General features: G+C 47.4%; 9 protein-coding genes, 1 tRNA gene and 1 pseudogene. 3 read left to right on the top strand and 8 right to left on the bottom strand.

What is annotated here, in order from left to right:
• Window positions 1–468: 468 nt before the first annotated feature.
• The gene (locus tag Pan241w_RS07060; RefSeq protein WP_198000370.1) at window positions 469–3939 is read left to right on the top strand and encodes an MAC/perforin domain-containing protein; all 3471 of its coding nucleotides are present in this window, start codon (window positions 469–471) and stop codon (window positions 3937–3939) included.
• Between the two features lie 12 nt (window positions 3940–3951).
• On the top strand, window positions 3952–5286 hold the full coding sequence (locus tag Pan241w_RS07055; protein WP_145212966.1) for a hypothetical protein: 1335 nt from the start codon (window positions 3952–3954) through the stop codon (window positions 5284–5286).
• A 400-nt stretch (window positions 5287–5686) separates the two neighbouring features.
• Here Pan241w_RS07055 and Pan241w_RS29305 read toward each other — a convergent pair whose 3' ends face one another.
• The 7 genes and pseudogenes from Pan241w_RS29305 to Pan241w_RS07020 all read right to left on the bottom strand — a co-directional run bounded on the left by Pan241w_RS29305 (window position 5687) and on the right by Pan241w_RS07020 (window position 19934).
• On the bottom strand, window positions 5687–7054 hold the full coding sequence (locus Pan241w_RS29305; protein WP_198000369.1) for a sulfotransferase: 1368 nt from the start codon (window positions 7052–7054) through the stop codon (window positions 5687–5689).
• A gap of 96 nt (window positions 7055–7150) precedes the next feature.
• Window positions 7151–7819, bottom strand: a complete 669-nt coding sequence (locus Pan241w_RS07045; protein ID WP_145212963.1) for a hypothetical protein — start codon at window positions 7817–7819, stop codon at window positions 7151–7153.
• 275 nt (window positions 7820–8094) lie between these two features.
• Entirely contained in the window at window positions 8095–8757 is a 663-nt protein-coding gene (locus Pan241w_RS07040) for a HEAT repeat domain-containing protein (RefSeq protein ID WP_145212960.1), read from the bottom strand.
• A complete protein-coding gene (locus Pan241w_RS07035) occupies window positions 8757–16808 on the bottom strand; it encodes a cadherin domain-containing protein (protein WP_198000368.1) in 8052 nt (2683 codons plus the stop codon). Before Pan241w_RS07035 ends, Pan241w_RS07040 begins: the two co-directional genes overlap by 1 nt.
• Window positions 16809–17381: 573 nt before the next feature.
• Window positions 17382–17534, bottom strand: coding sequence for a hypothetical protein (locus Pan241w_RS29300; RefSeq protein WP_198000367.1), 153 nt, complete (start codon window positions 17532–17534; stop codon window positions 17382–17384).
• A gap of 92 nt (window positions 17535–17626) precedes the next feature.
• Window positions 17627–18835 (bottom strand): annotated as a pseudogene (locus tag Pan241w_RS07030) (type I restriction-modification enzyme R subunit C-terminal domain-containing protein); the annotation flags it as partial.
• Window positions 18836–19860: 1025 nt separating this feature from the next.
• Window positions 19861–19934 (bottom strand) — tRNA-Ile (locus tag Pan241w_RS07020).
• A 274-nt stretch (window positions 19935–20208) separates the two neighbouring features.
• Here Pan241w_RS07020 and Pan241w_RS07015 point away from each other — a divergent pair.
• Window positions 20209–21297, top strand: coding sequence for a sialidase family protein (locus Pan241w_RS07015; protein ID WP_198000366.1), 1089 nt, complete (start codon window positions 20209–20211; stop codon window positions 21295–21297).
• Here Pan241w_RS07015 and Pan241w_RS07010 read toward each other — a convergent pair.
• Window positions 21294–23366: a CehA/McbA family metallohydrolase gene (locus Pan241w_RS07010; protein ID WP_145212951.1), complete on the bottom strand. Its 2073-nt coding sequence runs from the start codon at window positions 23364–23366 to the stop codon at window positions 21294–21296. The genes Pan241w_RS07015 and Pan241w_RS07010 overlap by 4 nt on opposite strands.
• Window positions 23367–23408: the final 42 nt, after the last annotated feature.

Below are 23408 nucleotides of genomic sequence, written 5' to 3'. Positions count from 1 at the left end.
ATTAGTATGCAGTAAGAGCAGATACACAAACGCCATTTCATTCAAAATGATGGTTGCCGGAAAATGACATTATCTTTGACAATCTCCGAATTGCTGTATGTCTTACATGCTGTTCTAAAGCGGCTGCAAAATCAGTTTTGGTTTAGCAAACCATCAATATTGAAGACGAGATAAATTGGAAAGGCAATTGCTAATTCCTGAGTTTCTTAAAGAGTACACTGTCCACTAAACAGATGTGAGAATTGTAAATGCCATGATGAAAATAGTACTTGACACGGAACTCACACTTGATTCTTATGAAAAAACGTTTACGTGATAACAGATCTCTCTCTACTGAATCTAGAATTCAACTTTCATAGTTAAAAGAAAGAAAGTCCTATGATTGTTCAAAGGTCACAGTGGCTTTTGCGTCTCTTATTCTATTTATGTTTCATGAGTATTCATCTACCGATTCAAGCAGAAGACGAATTGACACCACTTCACTTCGCCGGAAAAGATTCTTTTGTCTTTGAGTCCGTCCCACTCGATACGGTAGGAACGATTGAATTCATTTTAAAATTCCGTTCCTCGCCTACACCAAACAGTAACCAGAATGAGTTAGATAAAGAGAGCCATCCTGCATCATCCCAGACAAAAACAGGTGGTGAGACTGACATCTATGATCGCTTCTACTTACTGACGAATGCCAGTACCGAAGAGACTCGCTTCGCGCTGTTTGTGGGAAAAGATTTCAAGACCATAGGTATTGCTAACGATGCTCAGGAGGCCTCTCTACCTGTGGCTAAATTGAATGATGGCCGACAACATCATCTGGTGTTTGTATCCCACAATGAATTAACCGAAGTCTTTCTCGATAGCGTGTATCAAGGTTATCTGTTGTTGGGATATGGTCCGCAACTCAATATGCCTTATCGTCTTGGTTCCTGGGATGGCGAAACAGGTAATTTCATTGGCGACATGATTGCCTTAAGAATTTGGGACCGAGCATTGACAAAGTCTGAATTCAGTAGTTTGGATTCAACGTATAGCCTGCCTGCCAGTAATCATTCTGCTTTTAGCAGCTTAGTCTCTTGTTCTGATTTCATGAACCAACAGTTCAATATCCTGAATCTACGACCGACGCTTAAACTAAGCCAAATGCACGGCATCCCTGAAGGAGATCCATTTAGTTGGATTATTCCCCATCAATATGAGATTACCAAGATACGCCCCGTGCCAATAAACGCAAAAACGAGTCAGGGTAGTTATCCTGCATTTTCAGAAATCCAGATTGAATTCAGGGGGCCAGAACGTGTCCTCATGACTTTATCTGAGTACACGAAATTACAGGCCTTTGATAACCAGACGACCTACCTCAGTGCATTGCGTAGAGCCATATTGCATGATTTGAACAGAGCTCAGGACAATCTTGATAAGTCCATCAAGAATGAAGATCTATGGAAACAGTATCTAACGCATCGCGAACAACAGCCTGCACAAAAAGCCAAATACACACTTAAAATCCTTGGAAAAGAACACCATCTAAATTTATCTGAAACTGAAGGTGACTCCGTTCAACCAGAAAGAATCCCTGCACAGTTGCCTCAGCAACCTGTGGGTCGAACTCTTAAACAGTTGATTGTAAATAACCCAATCGTGGAACGTAAACGCATTCAACCTGAAGGGATGATCCCCGAACCTCAAGACAAGAAAGAAAATAAAAAATATTTTGAACAAACAACTTACCTTCCGAGAAAACGCGTTGTTGGTCTTGCAGGAACATATCGCAATGAAATATCCAGCATGCGGGTACTATCCAATCAGGAATTGTCAAAGACCTATCATGCCCCAACAGACGGAACACATCCAAGCTTTGATGTTCAACCTTTCGTTGCCCGTATCCCTGAAAACAGTAAATTTGTTGGCTTTGTTGGATTTAAGACCGGACAAATCAGGTCCATTGCCCTGGCTTATATCGATCCTCCTGAGCCTGACTCTTCGATCCCCAAATGGAATGAAAACATCGACTTGTACCCACAATCGATCGACCACGGTCGATTTGTTCTTCGAGCCATGAAGGAACCGGTGCGCGATGATGAAGGTGTTTTACTACTTGCGAACCAGGGAGATCAAAGAGCAAAAAATCTAATTGACCCGCGAGATGGACGTCTACATGTCCACTCCAATTATACAACCTATCCTGTCTGTCAGATTCGTGAAACAATTGACGGTTCACTCATTGTCAGTTTTGACGAACCGGATAAACGCGTCAAAGTCCGCTCCATGTTACTCACGAAAACCAGCAAGAATGGAATGCTCTACACAGGCATGCATCCACAGGGAACAAACAATGAGTATGCCGTGGCAATGCTTGATAATGGAGGCCTGACTTTTTCCAAGAGGTCTACCGATCAATCACCGTGGGTCTTTCTTGCTTCTTATGAACCGGTCAAGCAGTACGACGATAGTGGAACACCTGAAAATAAATTGCCTTGGGGAGATACCTTCAGTTCCGATCAACGCCCCGTATTGGGCGAATTCAACGCTATGGGTTATCACATTGGAAAGATGGATCCGCGAAATTATCAAATTTCAACAGGAACCACACGTCGACTCTTTCAATGGCCAACTGATGAGAGTACTGAGTATCAGACAACCAGCGCGGGCAAAATGATTCCACACGGTTATTATTTCCGCAATGACCGCGAAGGAATTGAAAAAGGTCGTTCATCTGAAATCACTACACGAAGAACACATCAGGAAGCATGGAACATTAACCTGGGATTGGACATTGGAGTTCCTGAAATGGCTTCATCCAGTATGAAAGGTAGCTATCACCACGAACTCCAAACCGTGTTTTCTTCTGAAGTGGGGTATTCAGTCAGTATCGCAACTGAAACAAAATACGCCATCGTGTTAGACCGCTCTCGCGTTCAACTTGATCCTCAGTTTCGATCTGACGTAAACCGCTTAGCCAATCTTATGATTGCTGGATATGACATCCCAAATTCGGAGTTTGACCGCTTTATCAATTTGTATGGAACGCATTATCCATATGCGGTTTCCTACGGTGGCATGGCATATCAGGAAATGGATTATACAAAGAAAGAAAAAGAAGAGATTATTAACCAAGGTTTTGATATCAGCCAGACGGCATCCGTCACTATTGAAGATGTTACGGCGGGAAGAACTATTGGAGGTGGGTATACATGGGGAAATGGTACCGGCAGTATCCGTCAGAAAAAACGCGAATTTGTGAAAACAATCGGTGGAGAAATTGCTAAAGGAGGTGGCTGGTCATTACCCGATCATGATGAAGTCCCAGTTCTGCTCGATTTACAACCCATCGAAGAACTGTTCAGTCCCATTTTTTTTGAAAAGAAAGTGGTTTGGACAAAGCTTCGTGAAAAAATTGCCGATCGTGCCAAGTTTCCAAATCAATACGAAGCTAGAATTGTCAAAGTCGAGAATCTTGCTAATAAACCATTTGAACTTCATTTCCCTGTATTTAGTAACCCCTACTATTCTAAGGAAGGTGCCAATGGCCCTCCTTCAATGTCAATCTTGCTGGGTGATCTAAAAGAAACACCACAGGTCTCATATGCTCTGGGGAACAAAGAAGTTCTGATTCCTGCCTATAAAGAGAATCTTCGAGATGCTTCACGGATGATATTTACGGTTCCTCAACATGAAACGTCACCACCACAATTTGGAAAGATCGTAATCAATTTGACCGATTTTTTAGGCAAAGATAAAGTCGGTACTTTCAAGATTAACTCAACAACCAGTGGCGAAATCGTTAAAGAGGGTGAAATCGCTGAATTGAATCAAGTACTCGTAAACTGGAATACGAACACACCGACTAAAGGCGAAATTTTAATCGGTAAGCCAACAGATTTAGAGAATTCGTTATTGCTTAGAATTCATTTCGTTGTTCAAAGATCATCATTGTTCTACTAAGCGAGGCCTGTAGTGTCAAAGCCCCCTGAGAATTTGATTGCCTGGGTGTACCCGTGGTTCAATAAACAAAAACTGCTGATCCCCACTTTGGTCTTAGCCATTCTGCTAAGCTGGTCTGAAGCACTGTTAACAGCTGGAAGAGGCAAGAAACCAGCAAGCTCGGCCTCATCTCATCCAGCAGTATACTCGGTAACTGACATTACATCCGGTGAAGTTACGAAACGAGTTACCAAAAGGCGTCGTTCTAATTCGTCATCGAAAAGACCCTCGAATATCGTATCAGTCGACTATAATACCGAAGAAACCGAAAGGTTAGATATCCTGGACGAATTTGCTGAGCTCAAAGCACGAGGAGAATTTAACCAACAGCCGGTCAAGCAAGCAGGCATTTCAAGCTTTGATGAAGATCCAGAGGGTATTCGAGATCCAAGATCATATAATGACGACGAAATTCTACAGATTCAAAAACATATCTCTTCACAACTTTTTGCTGCAGTGAGAGACGAAGCAAGAGAGCATCGAAAAGCACTTACTCCTGAAGAAAGAAAAAATGATAGCAGCACCCCAACCGAAATAGAAATGATGGTTGATGACAAACAGAATATCTTTATCTCCGCAAACAAAAACAGCACACTTGATATCGTCCATAAACTGGTAGTCAAACAAAAAGGATTCGACGAGATCCTGACAACCTCTTATGCCACTAAGAATTCATTCATTGGAAAGAAATCCCGTAGTGATGCTGCTAAATATGCAGGGCTCGCAAAAGGAGAAGATCGCCGAGAACGTAAGCTTGATGCAGCTGAGATCCATGACATTGTTTCATCTGCTAACGAATTACACCATATCAATCTGGAACTCCTGGAAACTACCGGCGATCAAACCGTTTTGAATCAGATTAGAGGGGAGAAAGGTGGTCGAATTTACCTGGTTTATGGAAAAACAGATGACAAGGGACGACACGCTGAAGAAAAATTGATGGACCTCGTTAAGCACGTCGGTGATACGCAAACCCATTACACCGTAGCTGGGAAGAAACGTCCTTGCATGTCGTGCTACGGTCGGATGCTGTACTGTTCAAGAAAAGAGAAGTTCAACATCTCGCATGGTCATAATCCAGGAAGGCTTTGGGAGGGACGGTGGAAAGCGCAGCCATTCGAAATTTTCAAATATACTTTTACAGAAGTTATCAAAAAAGCAAGAACTCATCTGTCTCGTTATATCGACGAGAATGGTAATGAAAAGCTGACAACCACAGATGCCACACAATCTAAGTCCGAAGAATCAGCTAATTCAGTTTCTGATGAACGAGTCAATAAACGTCGTAGAACACGGCGGAAAAAGTAATTACCCTTCAAAAAAGCGGTGCAGAATCCGCTGCAGTACACTGCCGTTTACAGTAAATCAGGACCGCAAACCGCAGATGAGAAAAACGATGTATCTCATTGTGAATCAGGGGCTTGCGAAGAAGTACGAAATGATGCGGAGGGGGAGAATAGGGCCGACAGGACTCGGAAGATTTTATCCAACCAGTTGACACCATGTGAGATAGCAGTTTAGCAGATTTCAAAAGTTGCAGCAGACGTTGCAGTCGTCAATCAATCTCAGTAATTAAAGCGAACACACCATATTTGATTTAATTGTGAAGAATTCCCAAAGCAGAAAGCACTTTCATCTGCTGAAATAAGCTTGCTCTATGAATGGAACCATTTCAACTGAACTCTGTATGAGGGATAGTTAAAATTTATCACTGATTGAAATTCAGTGTGAACGAACCAAAGCGTTGTGGTTCTCGACCAGAGTCTTCCCAACCGTAAGCATACATGCCAACATGCCAGAGGCGAACGGTTGTGTCTGCTATGATTTGAAAGCCGCAGTCCCGTGCTCGTTGAGAGAAAGAATAATCTTCTGCCAGATAATCATAGCCATCATCACGTTGATAAAGCATAGGGTGGAAAAACGGAATCATGGTTTCGCCGAAACGTTCGTTACACATCGGAAGTTTCAACTCTTCCTGAATCTTTCGATAGGCTTCCCGGCGAATGTGGAGAAATCCCGTTCCGGCATATAGAATTTCGATCAGCCCCCCGCCCTCACCAAAAGTCATCTTCGGTGTCCCCGGTAGAACATGGCAGGCAAGTTCCCGCTTCCCTTTTTTGGGATAGATCCCACAAGAAATTGGCAGGTTGTGTTTTCGCAGTTTTTCGATGGCATCAGGAAAAAAGCCGACATCAGAATCGATCCACATCGTTTCTTCAAAGCCGTCTTTTAAGGCATTGGTCGCCAGTTGATTGCGTCCTTGATCGATGGCAGCATAACCCCGAACACGACGAACTGTATAACCTCGTCGTTCCAGTTCCTTGAGAGACTGTTCACACTGCGGCACGATACTGCCTGAATAAGGAACTAAGACCACGCATTTCCGTGGGTCCATCGGGTGAGCAGATGCACGAGGACTTACAGTTTGTGTGGGAGTATGACCTGACTTGTGTGTATGGTGCCCTGCCTGATTCACCTGATGATTTTTGGGAATTCCAACGAATGATAAAAGCTCGCTGACGCCAGCCTCATCATTCAGTTGTTCCATTTCAACAATTTTAAGATGATCTGGAAATTCTTTAGCGAGTCTTTCTGCTCGCTCGTTGTATTCATCCCAGTAACGGGCGATACCCGCTTCCCTGCTCTGAATATCATACTTGGGAAAGATCCGAGACCAGTTGGGCTCATAATGCCAACCCGGCGGCAACTCTTTCGCCCAGTGATTGGTAGGCAGCGGATGCACCAGATCCAGCCAGCGACAGAAACTCTTAACGACGGCCTCTTTATCCCGCTTCAGACAGATGATGCGAACGTCAGGTTCTGCTTTGATGATCTCTTCCACATAAGGCAGATAGAAAGAAGCAATGTCACCAACGAATTCAGCATCCCGCTTCCGCCGCATTCGGGCAAAGCGCCTGGCAATAATGCCGCTATCCGGCTCATGATCCCACGGCAGCAAAGGTGCCTCTTCATGGGTGACCTGCGTATTGGGTTGCGCGTTGAGTATTTCCGCCAGAGAAAGCGTACCGCACCGACCTGTTCCCATGCCGACGATGATTTTGGAATGTTTTGTCATTACCTTGTATCTTCAGCGGCGCATTGGAACTTAAACCCATTATTTCCGCGGCTACTGATTTCTTTGTAATGGGAAATGAAATGGCTGATTGTTGCTTCAGGGAACCTGTAAATTAAAAACCAAATCTTTATGATCAGTCATCTCGCTACCGACAAGATACAATTTGATTCTTTTCGTATCTGGTTTTAATTCTTTAAAGAGAAGCACATCTTTGATTGCTTCACCCGGCTTTAATTTCTTTTGAAGTACTTGCCCTGCATACGGCTGATCTTTCTTTGCTAGGAGAATCGGATATATCGTGCCTTGATCGTCTTGAATATGAGAGACACGCTTATTCGAACTCAGTTCAGAATCAAGCGGAGTCCACGAGGTATATAATAACTCATTTTCAGGATCTTTATTTGAGATTCTCAGCGTTAAATTAAGAGGGGTTTCATCCATATCATCAACGGGTTTCTCAGATTTAATATCAGTGATAATAATCAACATATTGTTGACTTTATAAACTGTGCCCACAACATTCAAAACTTCATTTTCTTTTTGCGTCTCAGCATCCTTGACTGGTTCCGAAGTAGTTTCATCTGAAGAGTTGGTTGTGTCATTGATTAGCGGTTTAGCCGCGGTATTGTTGTCAACGTCGTTTTTGCCGCTATCAGTTACAGGATTATTCTTTGCTGTTTCAGTAGATTTGTTACATCCAGTAAAGGAAATGAACGTAACCATAATCATGCAAATGAACATTTTTATGTGTGACTGATATTTCATTGATCTGACTTTCATAACAATCTTGTCACTCTCATAGTATCGTGACAGTAGAGCGGTGATGATGTAGTGTGCTTTCGTTTGATCAGGAGACGTGTTCCACGCCGACGTGAACCTATAGAATTAAGAGAGAGGCATTACAAGGATCAGTTCACTATAATCAAAGAGTCCTGACCCATTTTTGCCTTCTCCTTACTTGATGCTCCAGATAATCATTGCAACACTTAAAATGTCAGTATGATGAATCATATAGATTGCATATATACTCTCAAAATATTTTAAGCAACTAAACTACCAGAAAATTCTCGCAAGTCAGAGTCTAAACTCTTAGCAACTATCGTCATCAATTCTGGTTCACTCTGTAATTTGCATTTCGCAAGTATAGCGCCATACTTTCTGTTTAACGGTTCCTGATTCTCTATCAATAATAATACCTGCTTAGCTGACAGCTGGTCACAGTCGCCTAAAAACTTGAGGCCTTTAACATGTAAGCTATTTGAAGATTTGAAGTATTCTATTCCTGCTTCAATTTGATCAGCAGTAAGATTTGCTATCAACCTCATCGCCAAAAGTCGTATTAACTTACGTTTGCTTTCTAATGCCTCGATTACATGAATTATTCTTTCAGAGTGTTCCCCATGAGCACAAACAGTCAGAACCTCAAGAGCATAACTTTGGATATATTCATCTTCATCATCATTGGCTAATGGGAAAATTTCTGTAATTAGCGACCTACTTTCATATCCAAGCTCAGAAGCAATCCAAATGGCAGCACGTTTTACATATGGATCTTTATCTGTAAGCAAACCACTGAGAGTAGCTATATTATAGTCTTTAAAATATTCCTGAAGAAGTTGATACGATCTACCTTTCTCATAAAACACTTGAGGATCTTTATGTAGCTCTTTTATAAGCAAATCACCGGTAGTTTCTTTTGACATTACTCACCTAAAGTTCGTTCGATATACTTGATTAGATCTTGCTCTGCTGCTTGTCTTTGGGCATGTGCTGGGTCATAACCATGTTGGATATTACTTTGTATTCGTGTTTGCACACTTGTCTCTAATTCACTCTTAAGTGCCCTCAGATCGTCTGGATCATATTTATCAAGGTTTTCTGGTAGTGGAAGCTCTCCATGCACCTTACCTGTGGCGTCTAAACCACATCTCAGTTCAGCGCTCCCATTATGAACCAGCACCCCAGTTGCAGCAACATGGTAAGTATGATCAACCTGCACCTCAATATTAAAGACCGGTACAGGACTTCCCCGTGACACAACATTTGTGACCCGGGTGATTCCCTTTAAGGTTCTTAACCGTTCTCCTGGCTGCAGTTTGTCTGCCCTGACAAATTCCTGGCGGTCTTCGCTCCAGAACGGGTGATTGCCTGTAGAGCCGATGGGGTTCTCTAAACCGTCTATATAAACATCAACAACTTTTGAGGAAGAGTGACGGAAGACCCCCGTGACGGTTTTGCCCGATCCACTTTTCACAGGTGGACAGGCTGAGATCGAGAGGACCCGGGCATCCCCTTTGATGCCACATTCGGGTACCGAGATATGCACCGTACGACCCGCTGCTGCATTTTGTTCCGCAATCCAGTTCAAGGGTCGCAACAACGTCACATCTGCAAAGGAGCCATCCACTTTAGGGGCGCGGAGTTCAATCTTCCTCCAGGTCTCAGGATCAACGCTGCTCCCGAACCGAAGATCAGGGGCTTCTTTTGGATTGCCGGCCAAGACGTTGTCACCCACTTCAATTTCTGAAATGGGCGTCGTATGCGATGCCGACTCGGGAGACATCGCCCCAAAACCAAACAGGCCCAGCCCCATTAGCAAACAACCGACCAGCCAGACCAGGCCCCCTTTACTGAATCGGCTGTGGCTCGCTTTACCGGCCAATTGCGGAACAGGAACTTTCGCTTCCTTTTGTTTTTTTGCCCCCAAAGGCTTGGGGATTTCGTCCATCAGAACGGCTGTTTGACTCTCTGATTGCACACGGCAGGAAGCGTGATCGTCAAAACTTAATAATGGTTCTGAATAGAGGTGATCCATCTGCATCAAATCTGTCTTATCAGACATGTTCAACTCCCGTTCGGAATGACACAGTTGATTGCACAACTCATCCAACGACTCGGTGGAGAGCCGCCCCGGCAGACCGTCATCTTCCACTGGTAAAATATGGAAATGAGGATCATCCTCGTCCATGACAAGACGCTTTGTTTTCTCCGGGACAATATCCTGATTCTGTTTCTTCTTTCTGCGATATTCAGCGACGCCCATGCCGATCGCCCCCAAGAGAACAAACGTGCTGGAGTAAGCCAGACTTGCATCTGTTTCCGGCCCTGACTCATGAACCAGAGTATCACCGACGAAACATCCCCCATCGGGGGTTTTACATGTTGCTTTCACGTCAGCAACATGATTGTCCGCTTTGCTGATGATGTTATTAGAATTGTCCATCGTCTGACGGGCCGTCTGCCGCAGGCCCTGGACTCCATCACTGACTTCGTCCAGTTTACTGACAGGGATTCGCTTGGCATACTTGGCAATTTTTTCTGCGCCAAAGGGAGTGAGAATCCCAGCGACAGAAATGGCTGCCCCTGCTGTATCCCCCTGGGCAACCAGCACGAGTGCATTCAACCCATCAGAAACTCCCGTGGGATCGACTAAACCTACTGCTTCAGTGACAATTTGAGCGGAGATGAGAATATCGCTGGCCAATCCCCCTTGCGCAGCAAGTGCTTCTTCCCCGACTAGAAAACTAATCGCAGTATAAGAATAAGTTTGCGTTGCGGGATCAACAGAATCTCCAGAATGATTGATTCCGCCAAATTGCGAATCCCAACTACTAGCTTGCCAAGGGACTGTTTGGTTCGCTATTAGACTATTGACCTCATCTAGCGATTTGTAGGATATATACATCCCCCCATTACTTTTATAAATTCGTCTTCCCACAAGACCTAGTGTGTAATCGACTGTCCCTACCAGTTCACCATAATTATCATAGATATATGCCCCATAACTTTCATATCCGAAGGCCGCCTTTAACACATCCAGAGCCCCTGGCCCTCCTGAAACATATCCTCCCATCTCTGGACTATTCGCCATCGACTCTTCTGAGAGAATATTATTCATCAGTTCCTGAACAGGCCCCATCATTTGGCTTTCGAACATATCGGCGGACATGGACATCATATCCAGCATCATCGTAAATTCTGTTTTCCAGCCAATATAGTCTTCGTGGATGTTTCCATTTTGAACATCATCCAGAATGTTTTTCAATGTCTCTTTGGCAGAAGTCGCCTGATCTTTTACGCTCTTGTTAGCGCCCGCAATGATGCGGCCTTTGAGGAAGCTGGCAATATTATCGTGTTTTTTCTTTTCCTCTTCCGCTTGCTTTTTCGCTTCTTCCAATGCCTGATCGATTTCCAAAGTTGCCGCAGAGCCAGAGTCATTCATGACTCCCTCTACAATGGCGTAGGCTCCATTCACAAATCCCTGGATGGCGCCCTGGATCGTGCCATGTTCTGCATTCACAGTCGATTCATGCTCATTGGAAACATCCGTGATACTCGACTTGTAATTATCGGCGTCCGCATCAACTTTTTCTTTCGCAGCCGCTGCCTGCTCGTTGGCTTTCTCTAGTTCGGCAGCTGCCACCGAATTCGCATGGGCGACCGCTTCAGATCGATAGGAATCATCAAACGTCCGCTGATTGGCGATGCCGTCTGTAATGGCCTGCTGCTGTGCGGCATTCACACGAGTGGCCCGCGCATGTCCGGCATCGGCGATGGCTTGGGTTCTGGCATTGGTCGCGTCCTGTACAGATCCGTAATAAGAATTGGCAGCTGATGATGCTGTTGAATTCGCAGAGATCCACGCTCCTACTATCGAATTATTATAAGCGTTCCAGGCGCCGGTCACGGTGCCAATATTCGGATCGGACGAATAATACGACGCCAGGGCATTCGCCCATTCTGAACCAACCGTCGCAACATAGGTCTGCAACGCAGCATGCGAGGCGTTCACTGCGGTATCATATGCGTTTGCCGCTGCCGATTCATAAGTAGAAGCGGCCTGATTGGCGGCAGTAACCCAGGCAGAGTCGGCAGCAACCACCGCTGTCACCCATTGATCATCGGCGGCACTCAAAGCTGCCGTGTGTGTTGCCCAGGCATCCGTCAGCTTTGACTGCAGGCTGTCCCATTCGGTCGCATAGCCGTCAACATACGTTTTTTCTGCAGTCGCAATCGCATCGGAATAGGTCTTAGCTGCCGTTGCTTTCGCTTTGGCGACTTTCGCCTCTGCGTTTGCATAATCGATATCTTTCTGATCCGCTGCAGAGACCTTGGCTTTCTTCAAAGTAGCCTGTTTTTCGGCGATTTCGGCACTGTATTGTTTCACCGTCGCGGTATAGGAAGCCAGGTATGTTGCCTGCCCTACATCATACGCTTTTTGTACGTTCGCATTTTGTTCTGCAATCACTTTCTGCAGGGCTTCATCAGCAGCAGAAACGGTTTCGACCCAGGTTACAGCATCACCATATGCTGTTTCCAGCATCGCGACATAGGTGCTTCCCAACTCTGTCCCCAGCGAGATGGCTTCGTTTCCTACAGTGGTAAAATATGTCGTTGCCGCTGCCCGTCTGGCAGCTTCATAAGCAGTGAAATAGGTATCGTAATCAGCATCGGCGGGAACATTAATATTTTCAATGGCTGCATAATAGGCGTCTTGAGCCGTTTGTGCCGTATCATTAAAGTCACTCCACTTACTTGCAACTTCAGAAACCATTTGGTCATCAAAACCGGGAATGGCATCCAGAAATGATTGCGTGGCGGACTTCACAGTCTGTAAATGTGCTGCGGTGGCGGCATTGATTTGAGCGGTCGCTGTATTTTTTGTACTGACGACGTCATTAGCCCATGCTTCTGCTGCACCTTTGACCGCTGCCGTGAAACCTGCGGGAAGTGTCACATTCATGTATGTATCATAGGCGTCCGAGGCCGTCTGAATTGAAGTATTATAAGTATTATCAGCTGTCGTAATATCAATCGTATAAGTATTATCCGCACTTAAAATTGCGCCATCAAAAGCATCGCCGGCATTCGTAATCGCTGTATCAAAGTTGTTCTGTAAATTCAGAACCTGTGCATCGAAATGATCTGTGGCGGTTGTCACGGAATTCGAATAAGTCGTATTCGCCTGATCCACTGCCGACGCATGGTTGGCATCAGCGGTCGCTAATGCGGAATTAAAGGCATTATCGGCGTTTGTCATAGCAGTGTCATACGCATCATTGATACTCTGCATGGTTGATTCGTATGTCGCTAGAGCAGCATCAATGCTGGCGGTATAAGCGTCCTGAGCCGCCTGGACCGCATTCTGATAGGCAATGCCTCCCTCGACAACCGACAAATCAAACGTCGTTGCGACACCTGCAATCACAGAATCACGAGTACTTTCTGCGGTAGTGACGGCTGAATCAAAAATGGATTGAATGGAGGCAACCGTAGTTTCATATAAAGACCAGGCAGTTGACTCGGCTGCAGCGAATGCGTTCTCAGCATCCGTTTTTGCCGTATTATAATCATCCTCGGCTGAGGTGACTTCTGCGTCATAATCTCCTTGAATCCGAGTATTTTCAGCATCATAGTCCGCTTGAGCGGTTGCGGTATTCGTATCAAACAGACTGTCTGCTGTCGCCAGCTTAGTATTATAGGCGGCAACCGCGTCTGCATTCCGGGTATCAAAGGCTGTCTGAGCCGCCGTTTTTGCATCATTGTAGGCAGTTAAGATCTCTGCTTTTCGAGTTTCGAAAGCAGAATCGTTGGCATTTGAATCTGCCTGTAACTGATCATTTAACGTCGTCGCTCCACTGGTTAATGAAGAGATCTGATCACTGATTCTCTGATTAGACGCATCACGTGCCGCATCTCTCGCTGCTGTATTCGTATCAATCAAGGTAGTGAGTGCATTACCCCCTGCGGTCAGAGAATCGAGTAATCCTGATTTCAAATCTGCGATCGTTGCATCGTACTCAGCCTGGGTTGCAGCACGTTCTGCATCAAAATCGATGTCTAGATCAATCTCATTGCCTGGGCCAGAACCTGATCCACTACCGGATGCTTCACCACTGCCCGATGCTTCACCACTACCGGACGCTTCACCACTACCGGACGCTTCACCACTGCCCGATGCTTCACCGCTGCCGGATGCTTCACCACTGCCCGATGCTTCGCCACTACCGGACGCTTCTCCACTACCCGATGCTTCGCCACTACCCGATGCTTCTCCACTACCGGACGCTTCGCCACTACCGGACGCTTCTCCACTGCCCGATGCTTCGCCACTACCGGACGCTTCTCCACTACCCGATGCTTCGCCACTACCGGACGCTTCTCCGCTGCCCGATGCTTCACCACTACCGGATGCTTCTCCGCTGCCGGACGCTGATCCGCTTCCAGATGCTTCACCACTGCCGGATGCTTCACCACTGCCGGATGCTTCACCACTGCCGGATGCTTCACCACTGCCGGACGCTTCGCCACTGCCGGATGCTTCGCCACTGCCAGATGCTTCACCACTACCGGACACTGATCCGCTGCCAGATGCTTCACCACTGCCGGACACTGATCCGCTGCCACTACCTGAAGCAGAACCACTTGCAGAGGCTGCCCCACTCCCCGATGAAGACCCACTTCCAGACGATTCTGCTGCATCTTCTACATAGACTTCACCCCAAGTAGAAGTGGAATTTCCTGCCGAGTCTGTAGCCTGAACGCTGAAAGATTCATATTGGTTCGTCTCATAATCCAAACTGGCAATGAGCGAAATTGCACCCGTTGTGGAATCGATCGAAAACTTCGATGCTCCCGAAGTCAGCTGATAGGTGATTTCATCGCCTTGTGGATCGGTTGCAGAGACAATTCCTAAAACGGTACCTACAGCAGTTGACTCTGATACCGTCCACCAATAACCCATTTCTCCCGCATCAAAAGTTGGTGCTTCAGAAACATCTTCAACATAGATGTCTACCCATGACGTGGATGAATTCCCGCTGGGATCAGTTGCCTGCACGCCGAAATACACATATTGATTCGTTTCATAGTCCAACGCAGCAATCAGTGTAATTTGTCCGGTTGCAGAATCGATCGCAAAGGAATCTTGACCGGACGTTAAAGAGTATGTCAATGTCTCTCCCACCGGCGAGGTGGCAGAGACGACACCAACTGCGGTTCCGACAGGGGTGTCTTCGGAAAGCCCCCAGTATTGAGACTCTCCATAGTCAAAAACAGGAGCTTCGTTCACATCTTCGATGGATACTTCACCCCACGCCGTTACTGAATTTCCATAAGTATCGATTGCACGTACGCTGAATGAAGCTGACTGGCTGGTTTCATAATCCAAAGCACTGACCAGAGAGATCGCTCCCGTTGCCGAATCAACGGAAAAGCGGGACATACCTGAAAGTAATTCATAACTGACCCCATCACCGTCAGGATCATTCGCAGTCACCGTTCCGATCACTGTTCCGACAGGAGTATCTTCAAAGACCGTCCACCAGTAGCCCATTTCTCCCTCAGTGAATACTGGTGCTGTGTTGCTTCCCGATATGCTGCCACTACCGGAAGCTTCGCCACTACCGCTACCTGAAGCAGAACCGCTGCCAGAAGCTGTCCCACTCCCCGATGCAGATCCACTTCCCGATGAAGTCCCACTACCCGACGCTTCGCCGCTACCGGATGTCTCGCCACTGCCGGAACTCGAACCACTACCCGATGACTCCATCGCATCTTCTACATAGACCTCTCCCCAGCTTGACGCGATATTCCCGTCAGAATCCGTAGCCTGAACACCAAATGATTCGTACTGATTTGTCTCATAGTCGAGGCTGGCAATCAATGTGATTGCTCCGGTCTGACTATCGATGGCAAACTTGGACGTACCTGATGTTAATTGATAGGTAATCTCATCGCCCTGCGGATCAGTAGCCGAGACCGTTCCTAACAGAGTTCCAACAGCGGTGGCCTCTGAAAAAGTCCACCAGTATCCCATTTCCCCTCCGTCAAAAATGGGAGACTCTGACACGTCTTCTACATAGATTTCCCCCCAGGTCGACGTAATATTTCCATTACTGTCAGAAGCCTGGACTCCAAAAGAAACGTATTGACTGGTCTCGTAATCCAGAGGTGAAATCAGTGTAATTTCGCCTGTTTGAGTATTGATACTCAAAGTCGAAGTTCCCGATGTTAACTGATAACTTACCTCATCTCCCTGTGGATCATTCGCAGTCACTGTTCCCAATACAGTTCCTACCGGAGTATCTTCCGCAATACTCCACCAGTATCCCATTTCATTTTCACCAAAGCTGGGAGACTCATTCACATCAGTGACACTCAACTGCCCCCAGGCAGTTGCAATATTCCCATCAGAGTCAGTTGCACTGACTCCAAAAGAGGCAGACTGACTGGATTCATAATCGAGTGGAGCAATTAAAGTCACCACCCCTGATACTGAATCAATTGAAAAAACCGAACCACCAGAAGTTAACTGATAGGTGACCTCATCCCCCTGCGGATCATTGGCTGTCACGGTTCCGACCACAGTTCCCAGGGAAGCATCTTCTGGTAAGCTCCACCAGTAACCCATCTCTCCTTCTGTAAATACAGGAGATTCATCGACATCAGTAACAGAAATATCCCCCCATGTTGTCACAACATTTCCGGCGGAATCGGTAGCGCTGACTCCGAACGAGGCGTATTGGCTCGTTTCATAATCCAAGCCGACGATTAGAGTTAACGCTCCCGTAGCTTCATCGATCGAAAATGTATCTGCTCCGGAAGTCAATGCGAAACTGATGGCATCTCCCTCGGGATCGACAGCAGAAACGGAACCAACCACCGTTCCGACGGCGGTATCTTCTGCGATATTCCACCAGTATCCCATGCCAGCATCATCAAATTGAGGCGGCTCATTTGTGCCGCTCAACATCTGACGCTGCTCCAGATTTTGGATCGATGCAACATATCGGTGAGTGCGTCTTTTCCTATGCCGACTAATTCGTTGGACCCGATTATGAGATCGAGATTGGAGAGAAAGACGCAGAGAATTCAACCAGTCTTTTAACACCATGGCAACCAGTCCTTCGATTTTGTTACACAGGAAAAAAGTAGAAATGCCAGGCGCATACCTCAATCCTTTCAGCGCTGCCCTCATCTGAAAGCACTGATTGGAATTCAGCTTTTCTACCGAATTTCAAAATGTTTTTTGTCAAAGTGACAGAAGGGTGATAATGCTACTCAAAAATTTGAAGTAACTCGTCCGTGAATAAGGAGAGTTGATACATTCAAAGAACACTATGCATTATCGTGTGCCTGCGTGTTTGGAAAGTGATACAGAAGATATAAGGGATAAACCTCGAAATCAATAGAAATATCTTGAATCTTCTAAAAAGATATCTCAGCCACATTCAACAGATTTTCTTATTTCTCTGATCTTTAAAGAGAGGGCTCAGCCAGAAAATTGTTCGCTGTTTTTTTAATTATTACAAATCAAATCAGTTTTTTATGCACTGGTTTTGTATTCAATAGTTAATTTGTAATATGCTCGCTTCTTAATCTCACCAAGCTGGTCGTATTCATCAAGGAATTTTCGACAAGCGACCTTCTTACGAAGCAAATCGAATTCATCATCAACCAGTTCAAAATCTTCACTCATGTCTGTCACCTGCAAACTACCTGATGAATTGGTATCTATGGTTTGTTTTTATCCAGAGAAAACTAAAAGTACTCCCACCAATGGGAGAGCTCCTACGCAGACAGCACCGAGTACAGATACTTCTGAAACTCGATAAACGTATTCGTGATATTCTCGGAACTTCCCAGGGCTGCGATGGCGTCCTGGATGGCTTCGTATTTTAGTTTGAGCAGGTCGGGCAAGACTTCCTGGTTTAGGATTTCTTCGCCGTCTTCGATGTAGTGGGAGAGGACAAATTCCACGAACTCGCGTTGCTCTTGTGACAGGTTTTCGAAGATCTGGGACTCTGCTGCTTTCACGCGTTCTGCTCTCGTGATCGGGGACACCTCGAACGAGACGTATTCCAGGACGTCGAACAGGTCGGACTTGGGATCGGCGACCAGGTCGCGTAGCGTCTTCAGAGACTCGATGCTATAGCCTGCTTCGTCCAGGCGTTCGAGCAAGCCCTTGCGGGTCGTTGGATCGCTCCAGATATCGCGCAGTTCCTGTTCTGAGGAATAGAACTCGGGCAGCTTGCCGAACAGTTCCTGGATGAACATCTCGGCGGTTACGGGCTGCCCGTCTGCGCTCCAGAATGTCGTCTCGGTCATATGGTTGATCTGTCGCGTTTTGCCCCGTCCCAGCTTGATCTGGATCTTTTCCTTTTTGCATTTACAGGGAATCTCGCCGCATTCGGCGCAGGGCTCTTTTTCGCAGATGCAGGGACGCTGGCCGCATTTCTTGCAGAGTTGGGGCGTCTTCTCGCATTCACAGGGATAGGAACCACACTTCCCGCAGACGTCGGGATCGATGGGCTCGCCGTCCCACTCTGGATCGGCGAAGTGATCGAAGATATTCACGAAGTCGTAAATCGTGAAATAGTCTTTCCCCTCAAATGTTCGCGTCCCCCGCCCCACAATCTGCTTGAACTCGATCATATCGTTAACCGGTCGCATCAGGACGATGTTTCGCACGTTCCGCGCGTCAACACCCGTGGACAGCTTCTGAGATGTTGTAAGGATAGTCGGGATCGTCTTCTCGTTATCCTGGAACTCGCGCAGTGCCTGTTCTCCTAGAGCGCCATCGTCCGCCGTGACGCGGGCGCAATAATCGGGGTCGCTGCTCTCTTTCATCTGGTTGATAAGATCGCGCACTACCGCCGCGTGCAGTTGTGTTTTGCAGAAGACAATCGCTTTCTGATTCTGGTCTGCCTCCTCCAGAAAGAGCTGCACGCGGTAGGCTTCCCGCTCTCGAATCTCGATCACTTTGTTGAAGTCGGCTTCTTATCAGAAAACTACATCATGCTTATGAAACGGATTGTTGTGAATGGCGTGGGGTGGTCAAGGGGAGCTGTGAATTTTTTATGCGGGGCAGAGGGGCGGGACGGGTCAGGTAAGTGGCGGCGGGGGTTGCTGTGTGGCTTGCGGGGTTGGTGTGTGTCGACCCGCATAACTTTTTCCGGGGGAATTCGGTTCAATGTGGCTGAAACAAGGGACTTTTATAGTGCTGATTTTCGCAGCGGTGCCGGTTCTTTACCTGAACCTGAACTTCGCTCGCGCGCGACGCACAACTCAGCATCATGCCGATGGGCGGGAAGCCGTCAAGTCCGGTTTATGTAGTGGTCAGTTTTCGGAGTTCAGTTGTGAAGAAGTAGAAAGGAGTCGTATTTGTGGACTGTGGTTATTCGAGGGGCTGTTCAGAATCTGGTTGATCTCTTCAGGGCTGAGATACCGCGGGCCGTGCCTCCACTTTCCGATGATCTGCATGATACTTGCTTCAGAAAACGATAGCACGGTCGCAGAGGGAGCAAGGCCGGTTTTATGTCATCAGCCCCAAGACCGAACGTTACGCGGGCAAAGAGGGCCGGATAGTACCAATCTTCCCAGAGCTCAGACTGTATCTGGATAACTGCTTTTTTACGGAAGAGAAAGAGCCGTCTGAATACGTGATTGCGAAACATCGTATCAGGAGCGAAAACCTGCGGACGACGTTTCACAAGATCATCAAGCGGGCCGGTCTCAAACCTTGGCCGAAACCGTCCCAGAATCTGCGCTCCAGCAGGGAGACAGAACTCACTGAACAGTTCCCGATTCAGACGGTCGTTTCCTGGATCGGAAATTCACCTAATGTAGCGCTGCAAAGTTATTTGCAGGTAAGGGAATCGGACTTCGAAAAAGCGTTGCATATAAGTTGCAGTCCAGTGCTTTCTACAGTGGACCAGGCATGACAGGCAAAAATCACTGATTGCCGTATGTCCTTACCAGTTCTCGCCTTTCTTCCGCAGTCCTTGTTAGTCCAGAATAGTAAATAGGGCCGACAGGACTCGAACCTGTAACCAACAAATTATGAGTTTGCTGCTCTAACCGATTGAGCTACGGCCCCAAGTTGTTTTCTGGTCATTGTTTATCATACACAGTTCCGAAGCGGATTGAAATGAATGCCTGCCTCGGAATGTTCATGAGGTGAAAGGCTGATAGCTTACTGGAGACCCGATAGGCTGTCAAAGCATTGAGCCGCGAAAGCCGCAATCCAGACTAACTTTACACTAATTGTACATCTCTGTTGAAGTCTGACACGCGACAAGGTAAACAGGATCGTAGGGCACACCTGTTTTCTTTTGAAAATTGTTCCTCTGTTGACGAGGTCTGCTTCCATCATGCATCGCCGCTCTCTCTTCTGCCTGATTCTATTTTACATCGGCTGCATGTCCGCATGCCTCTCCTCTGCCCATGCTGAAAAGCAGACGACGCAAAAAACACCTTCAGCTCCCATTCGTGTCAGCACTGTCATCGGCGGGCACATCCACCCGGCCCTCTGCCGCGCCGCAAACGGCGATCTGCTGGCGGTTTATAATGAAAACGGGGGCGGCGGCAAAGAATTATTGATCTCCCGCTCCACCGATGGCGGCTTGCACTGGTCGACGAGTAAACCGATTCCCACGATTAAAGACTGCTCAATCTATCCCGGTTCACTCACGACTCTCAAGAATGGCGAAATTGTTTTACACTGGTCCTGTTATCGCGTGGAAGGCGATCGCCGCTGGCGCGTGCCGCAGTTTTGCACTTCGAAAGATCATGGCATCACCTGGTCTCCCGTAACAGAAATCCCCCTGGTTGACCTGACAAACTACACCTGCCTGCGGCATCCGATTCTCGAACTCGATGCCGATCGCTGGGTCTGCCCCTTTTACGATCGTACGGTGATTTATCATCGCAAAACCAATTCCGTCTACCCGTTTGGCGATGGTCGTAATCATGGCATGGTGCCGCTCGTGCAGACTGCTGACGGAATATTCATCAGCGGCGCGCCACAAGCCAGTTCCCCTGTTCCCGTCGGCAAGCCGGGACAGATGGTGTATGGCCTGCGCTCGACCGATCAGGGAAAAAGCTGGCAGGCCTTGAACAATCTGCCCTACTTCGGCGTTGCCGGTTATGATTTGACGGTGCTGAAAAACGGAACTCTCGTGCTAACATCCATCCTGTACGGTGTGGGTCGCGATGATGAATGGGCGTTCGAACTGACACTCTCGCATGATCAGGGGAAGACCTGGGACAAAACGAATTCCGTCATCATCTTTAACCCGGGGCGTCCGGTCAAAGGTCGCGGTTGGCCACGCACGGTGCAAATTGACGCGCAGACACTGGGTACACTGTTCTTCGACCTCGATCCCAAACAGGATGGTGGACCCGGCGTCTTTTTTGTGCGCACCCCTCTTGCCGCGTTTCAGCCAAGCTTAAAAGACTAATTGTTCGTACGGGCAATCTGGCTGGAACGCCACGCTTCCCCATAGAGCGCAAATCCAATCTGAACCTGCTTTGCGGCGTTTTGCAGTAATTTTGTCAGTTCAGGATCGAAGGGTGACTTTCCACTTGCCCTAAGCAGACTAGCCGCCTGCAGCGAAACCGCCAGATCATAGTCCGCCAGACTTTTCAGCAGCGCATTGAGATCCCCTTTGTGCTCATTCACCAGTCGTTCTGCATACGCATACGCGGGTGTTTTTTTACCATCGCGGTCTGCATCAATCCAGACCGCGCCCGTCGATCCAACCACATGTGATTGATATTCCGGAGAGTCCGGTTGATATGGTTTCGCAAGCGGCCAATAAGGGGCAGACACGCCGGGCCCTGTCGCAATCGCCACCAGATGACAATCGTGAGGAAACTGCTTGAGCTTCCAGGTCCCCTGCCATTTCACGCCCCCCTGGTCTTTGGACTCGATCTTTTCGCTACGAATCAGTTCCCCGTTCGCATACAGGCTGATCTGATCCGCCGTCACCCACGACGGTCCCGAAACGGTAAGACTGACTTCGAGATCGTCGGAGGCAGGCACCAGTTCCCCCGGCCCATATTGGCCGTTAACCTTGATCTGTGTGAACAGTCCGTAAGAGAGCAGTACCTTGCCGTCCACAAAGTTTTGAATGGTCTGACTGACATCAATCTTCGACGGATCTTTGTCTTCTGTTTGAATATATGTCCGCGCCTGCCCCACAATATAACGGGTCACATCATGCGAATCGCTGCAGCCCACCGGCGTCAAGAACAAACCCCGGTTCAGCGCGCCAAACCAGTCGTGATACAGCTGCATGAAATCGGTTTGGGTCGCGCCCGAATTGATGATTTCCATCGCGTTTGCCCGCAAGCGCCAACCATCCAGATTCTCGCCGGTTTGACTCAGATGATTCTTGCGGTCAAAGGGGCGATACTTGGAGTGAATGTCACGCGCATGATTCAATATCGCCACTTTGACGTTGGGCGTCTCATAGATACTGTCGAAGATTTCGTTCCACGACGAGAGCTTATAATCGGGAATCGGCCCTTCCGCCTGAACAGGAAACACATTAAAGTGGCCCCACTTTGTGGTGACTTCGTTTCCAATGACGGGCGTAAAGTAACGTCGCACCTTTAATTTTCGCGATAACGGTTCATAGTCGATCTGCTTGTTGTGATCGGTGGCGATCGGAAACTCAATCTGCTCACCCGCCAGCGTAATCATTCGCTCGGCCATCGAACAGTCGCCGTGCCCCGAATGGGTCAGCGTGTGAATGTGCGTGTCACAACTCACATACCCCGTGGTGTCCACTTCGCGGTTGATCTTGAGCTGAACCTTCTTCTCTTCGCCTGCCTTCACAGTCAGTTTCTGTTGATCAATGCCATATTCAAAACCCCGCCCGGCCACGATGAGATATTCACCCGCTGGCAAGCGGAACCGGGTTTTCCCCTCACTGAGATAGATCACACCAGTCCGCACCGCCTGCCGCTCATTCGACTCTGCCGACGTCGCCACCAGTGTCCCGTCGGAATTCACAATTGTAATTCGACAGGGAAGGGGCTGATTGGATTTCCCATCCACGACTTCAATCGAAATTTCCGCCTCCGACAAAACATCTCGCTTTGGCTCAGCAAAATAAACGATCTCCCCCACACGAATATCATCTGGAGTCTGCTTCCCCGCCTGATAGATGCGCAGTTGATTCTTTCCTGTCTTTAATGTTTTGGGTGGAACCTTCAGCAACAGCTGTTGATCGTTGGCATCGGGAACCAGTTTGCCAAGAACAGTGCCGTTCAGTTCGACATTCCAGGTCTGTTTCACATCCTGCTGTCGTAATAAAAGCGTGCCTTCCCCTTGATTCACTTTCGCCTCAAACGGAACAGACAGCTCTTTCTTCTGGCCCGTTTCCGGAAATGTAGCCCACTCACGATCGCCCGAATTGCGCAGGTGAATCAACTTTGAAGTGACAATCACAGACTCTTCTGCTATCACAGTTCCGGCCATCGCCAGAGAGATCAACGCCGTAAGAAATAATTTCAGCTTCATAACACAGAGCAACTTTCCCAACAGTAGTATGAATCAGTTTCA

The organism is Gimesia alba, from assembly GCF_007744675.1.
GTDB lineage: Bacteria > Planctomycetota > Planctomycetia > Planctomycetales > Planctomycetaceae > Gimesia > Gimesia alba.
Note: the sequence above shows the minus strand (reverse complement) of the source record. Positions and strands in the feature narration are given on the sequence as shown.

Excerpts from the sequence above, each read along its gene's own strand:
- Pan241w_RS29305 (WP_198000369.1), bottom strand. The coding sequence starts at position 7,054 with ATGACAAAACATTCCAAAATCATCGTCGGCATGGGAACAGGTCGGTGC.
- Pan241w_RS07045 (WP_145212963.1), bottom strand. The coding sequence starts at position 7,819 with ATGAAATATCAGTCACACATAAAAATGTTCATTTGCATGATTATGGTT.
- Pan241w_RS07040 (WP_145212960.1), bottom strand. The coding sequence starts at position 8,757 with ATGTCAAAAGAAACTACCGGTGATTTGCTTATAAAAGAGCTACATAAA.
- Pan241w_RS07035 (WP_198000368.1), bottom strand. The coding sequence starts at position 16,808 with ATGTTGAGCGGCACAAATGAGCCGCCTCAATTTGATGATGCTGGCATG.
- Pan241w_RS29300 (WP_198000367.1), bottom strand. The coding sequence starts at position 17,534 with ATGAGTGAAGATTTTGAACTGGTTGATGATGAATTCGATTTGCTTCGT.
- Pan241w_RS07015 (WP_198000366.1), top strand. The coding sequence starts at position 20,209 with ATGCATCGCCGCTCTCTCTTCTGCCTGATTCTATTTTACATCGGCTGC.
- Pan241w_RS07010 (WP_145212951.1), bottom strand. The coding sequence starts at position 23,366 with ATGAAGCTGAAATTATTTCTTACGGCGTTGATCTCTCTGGCGATGGCC.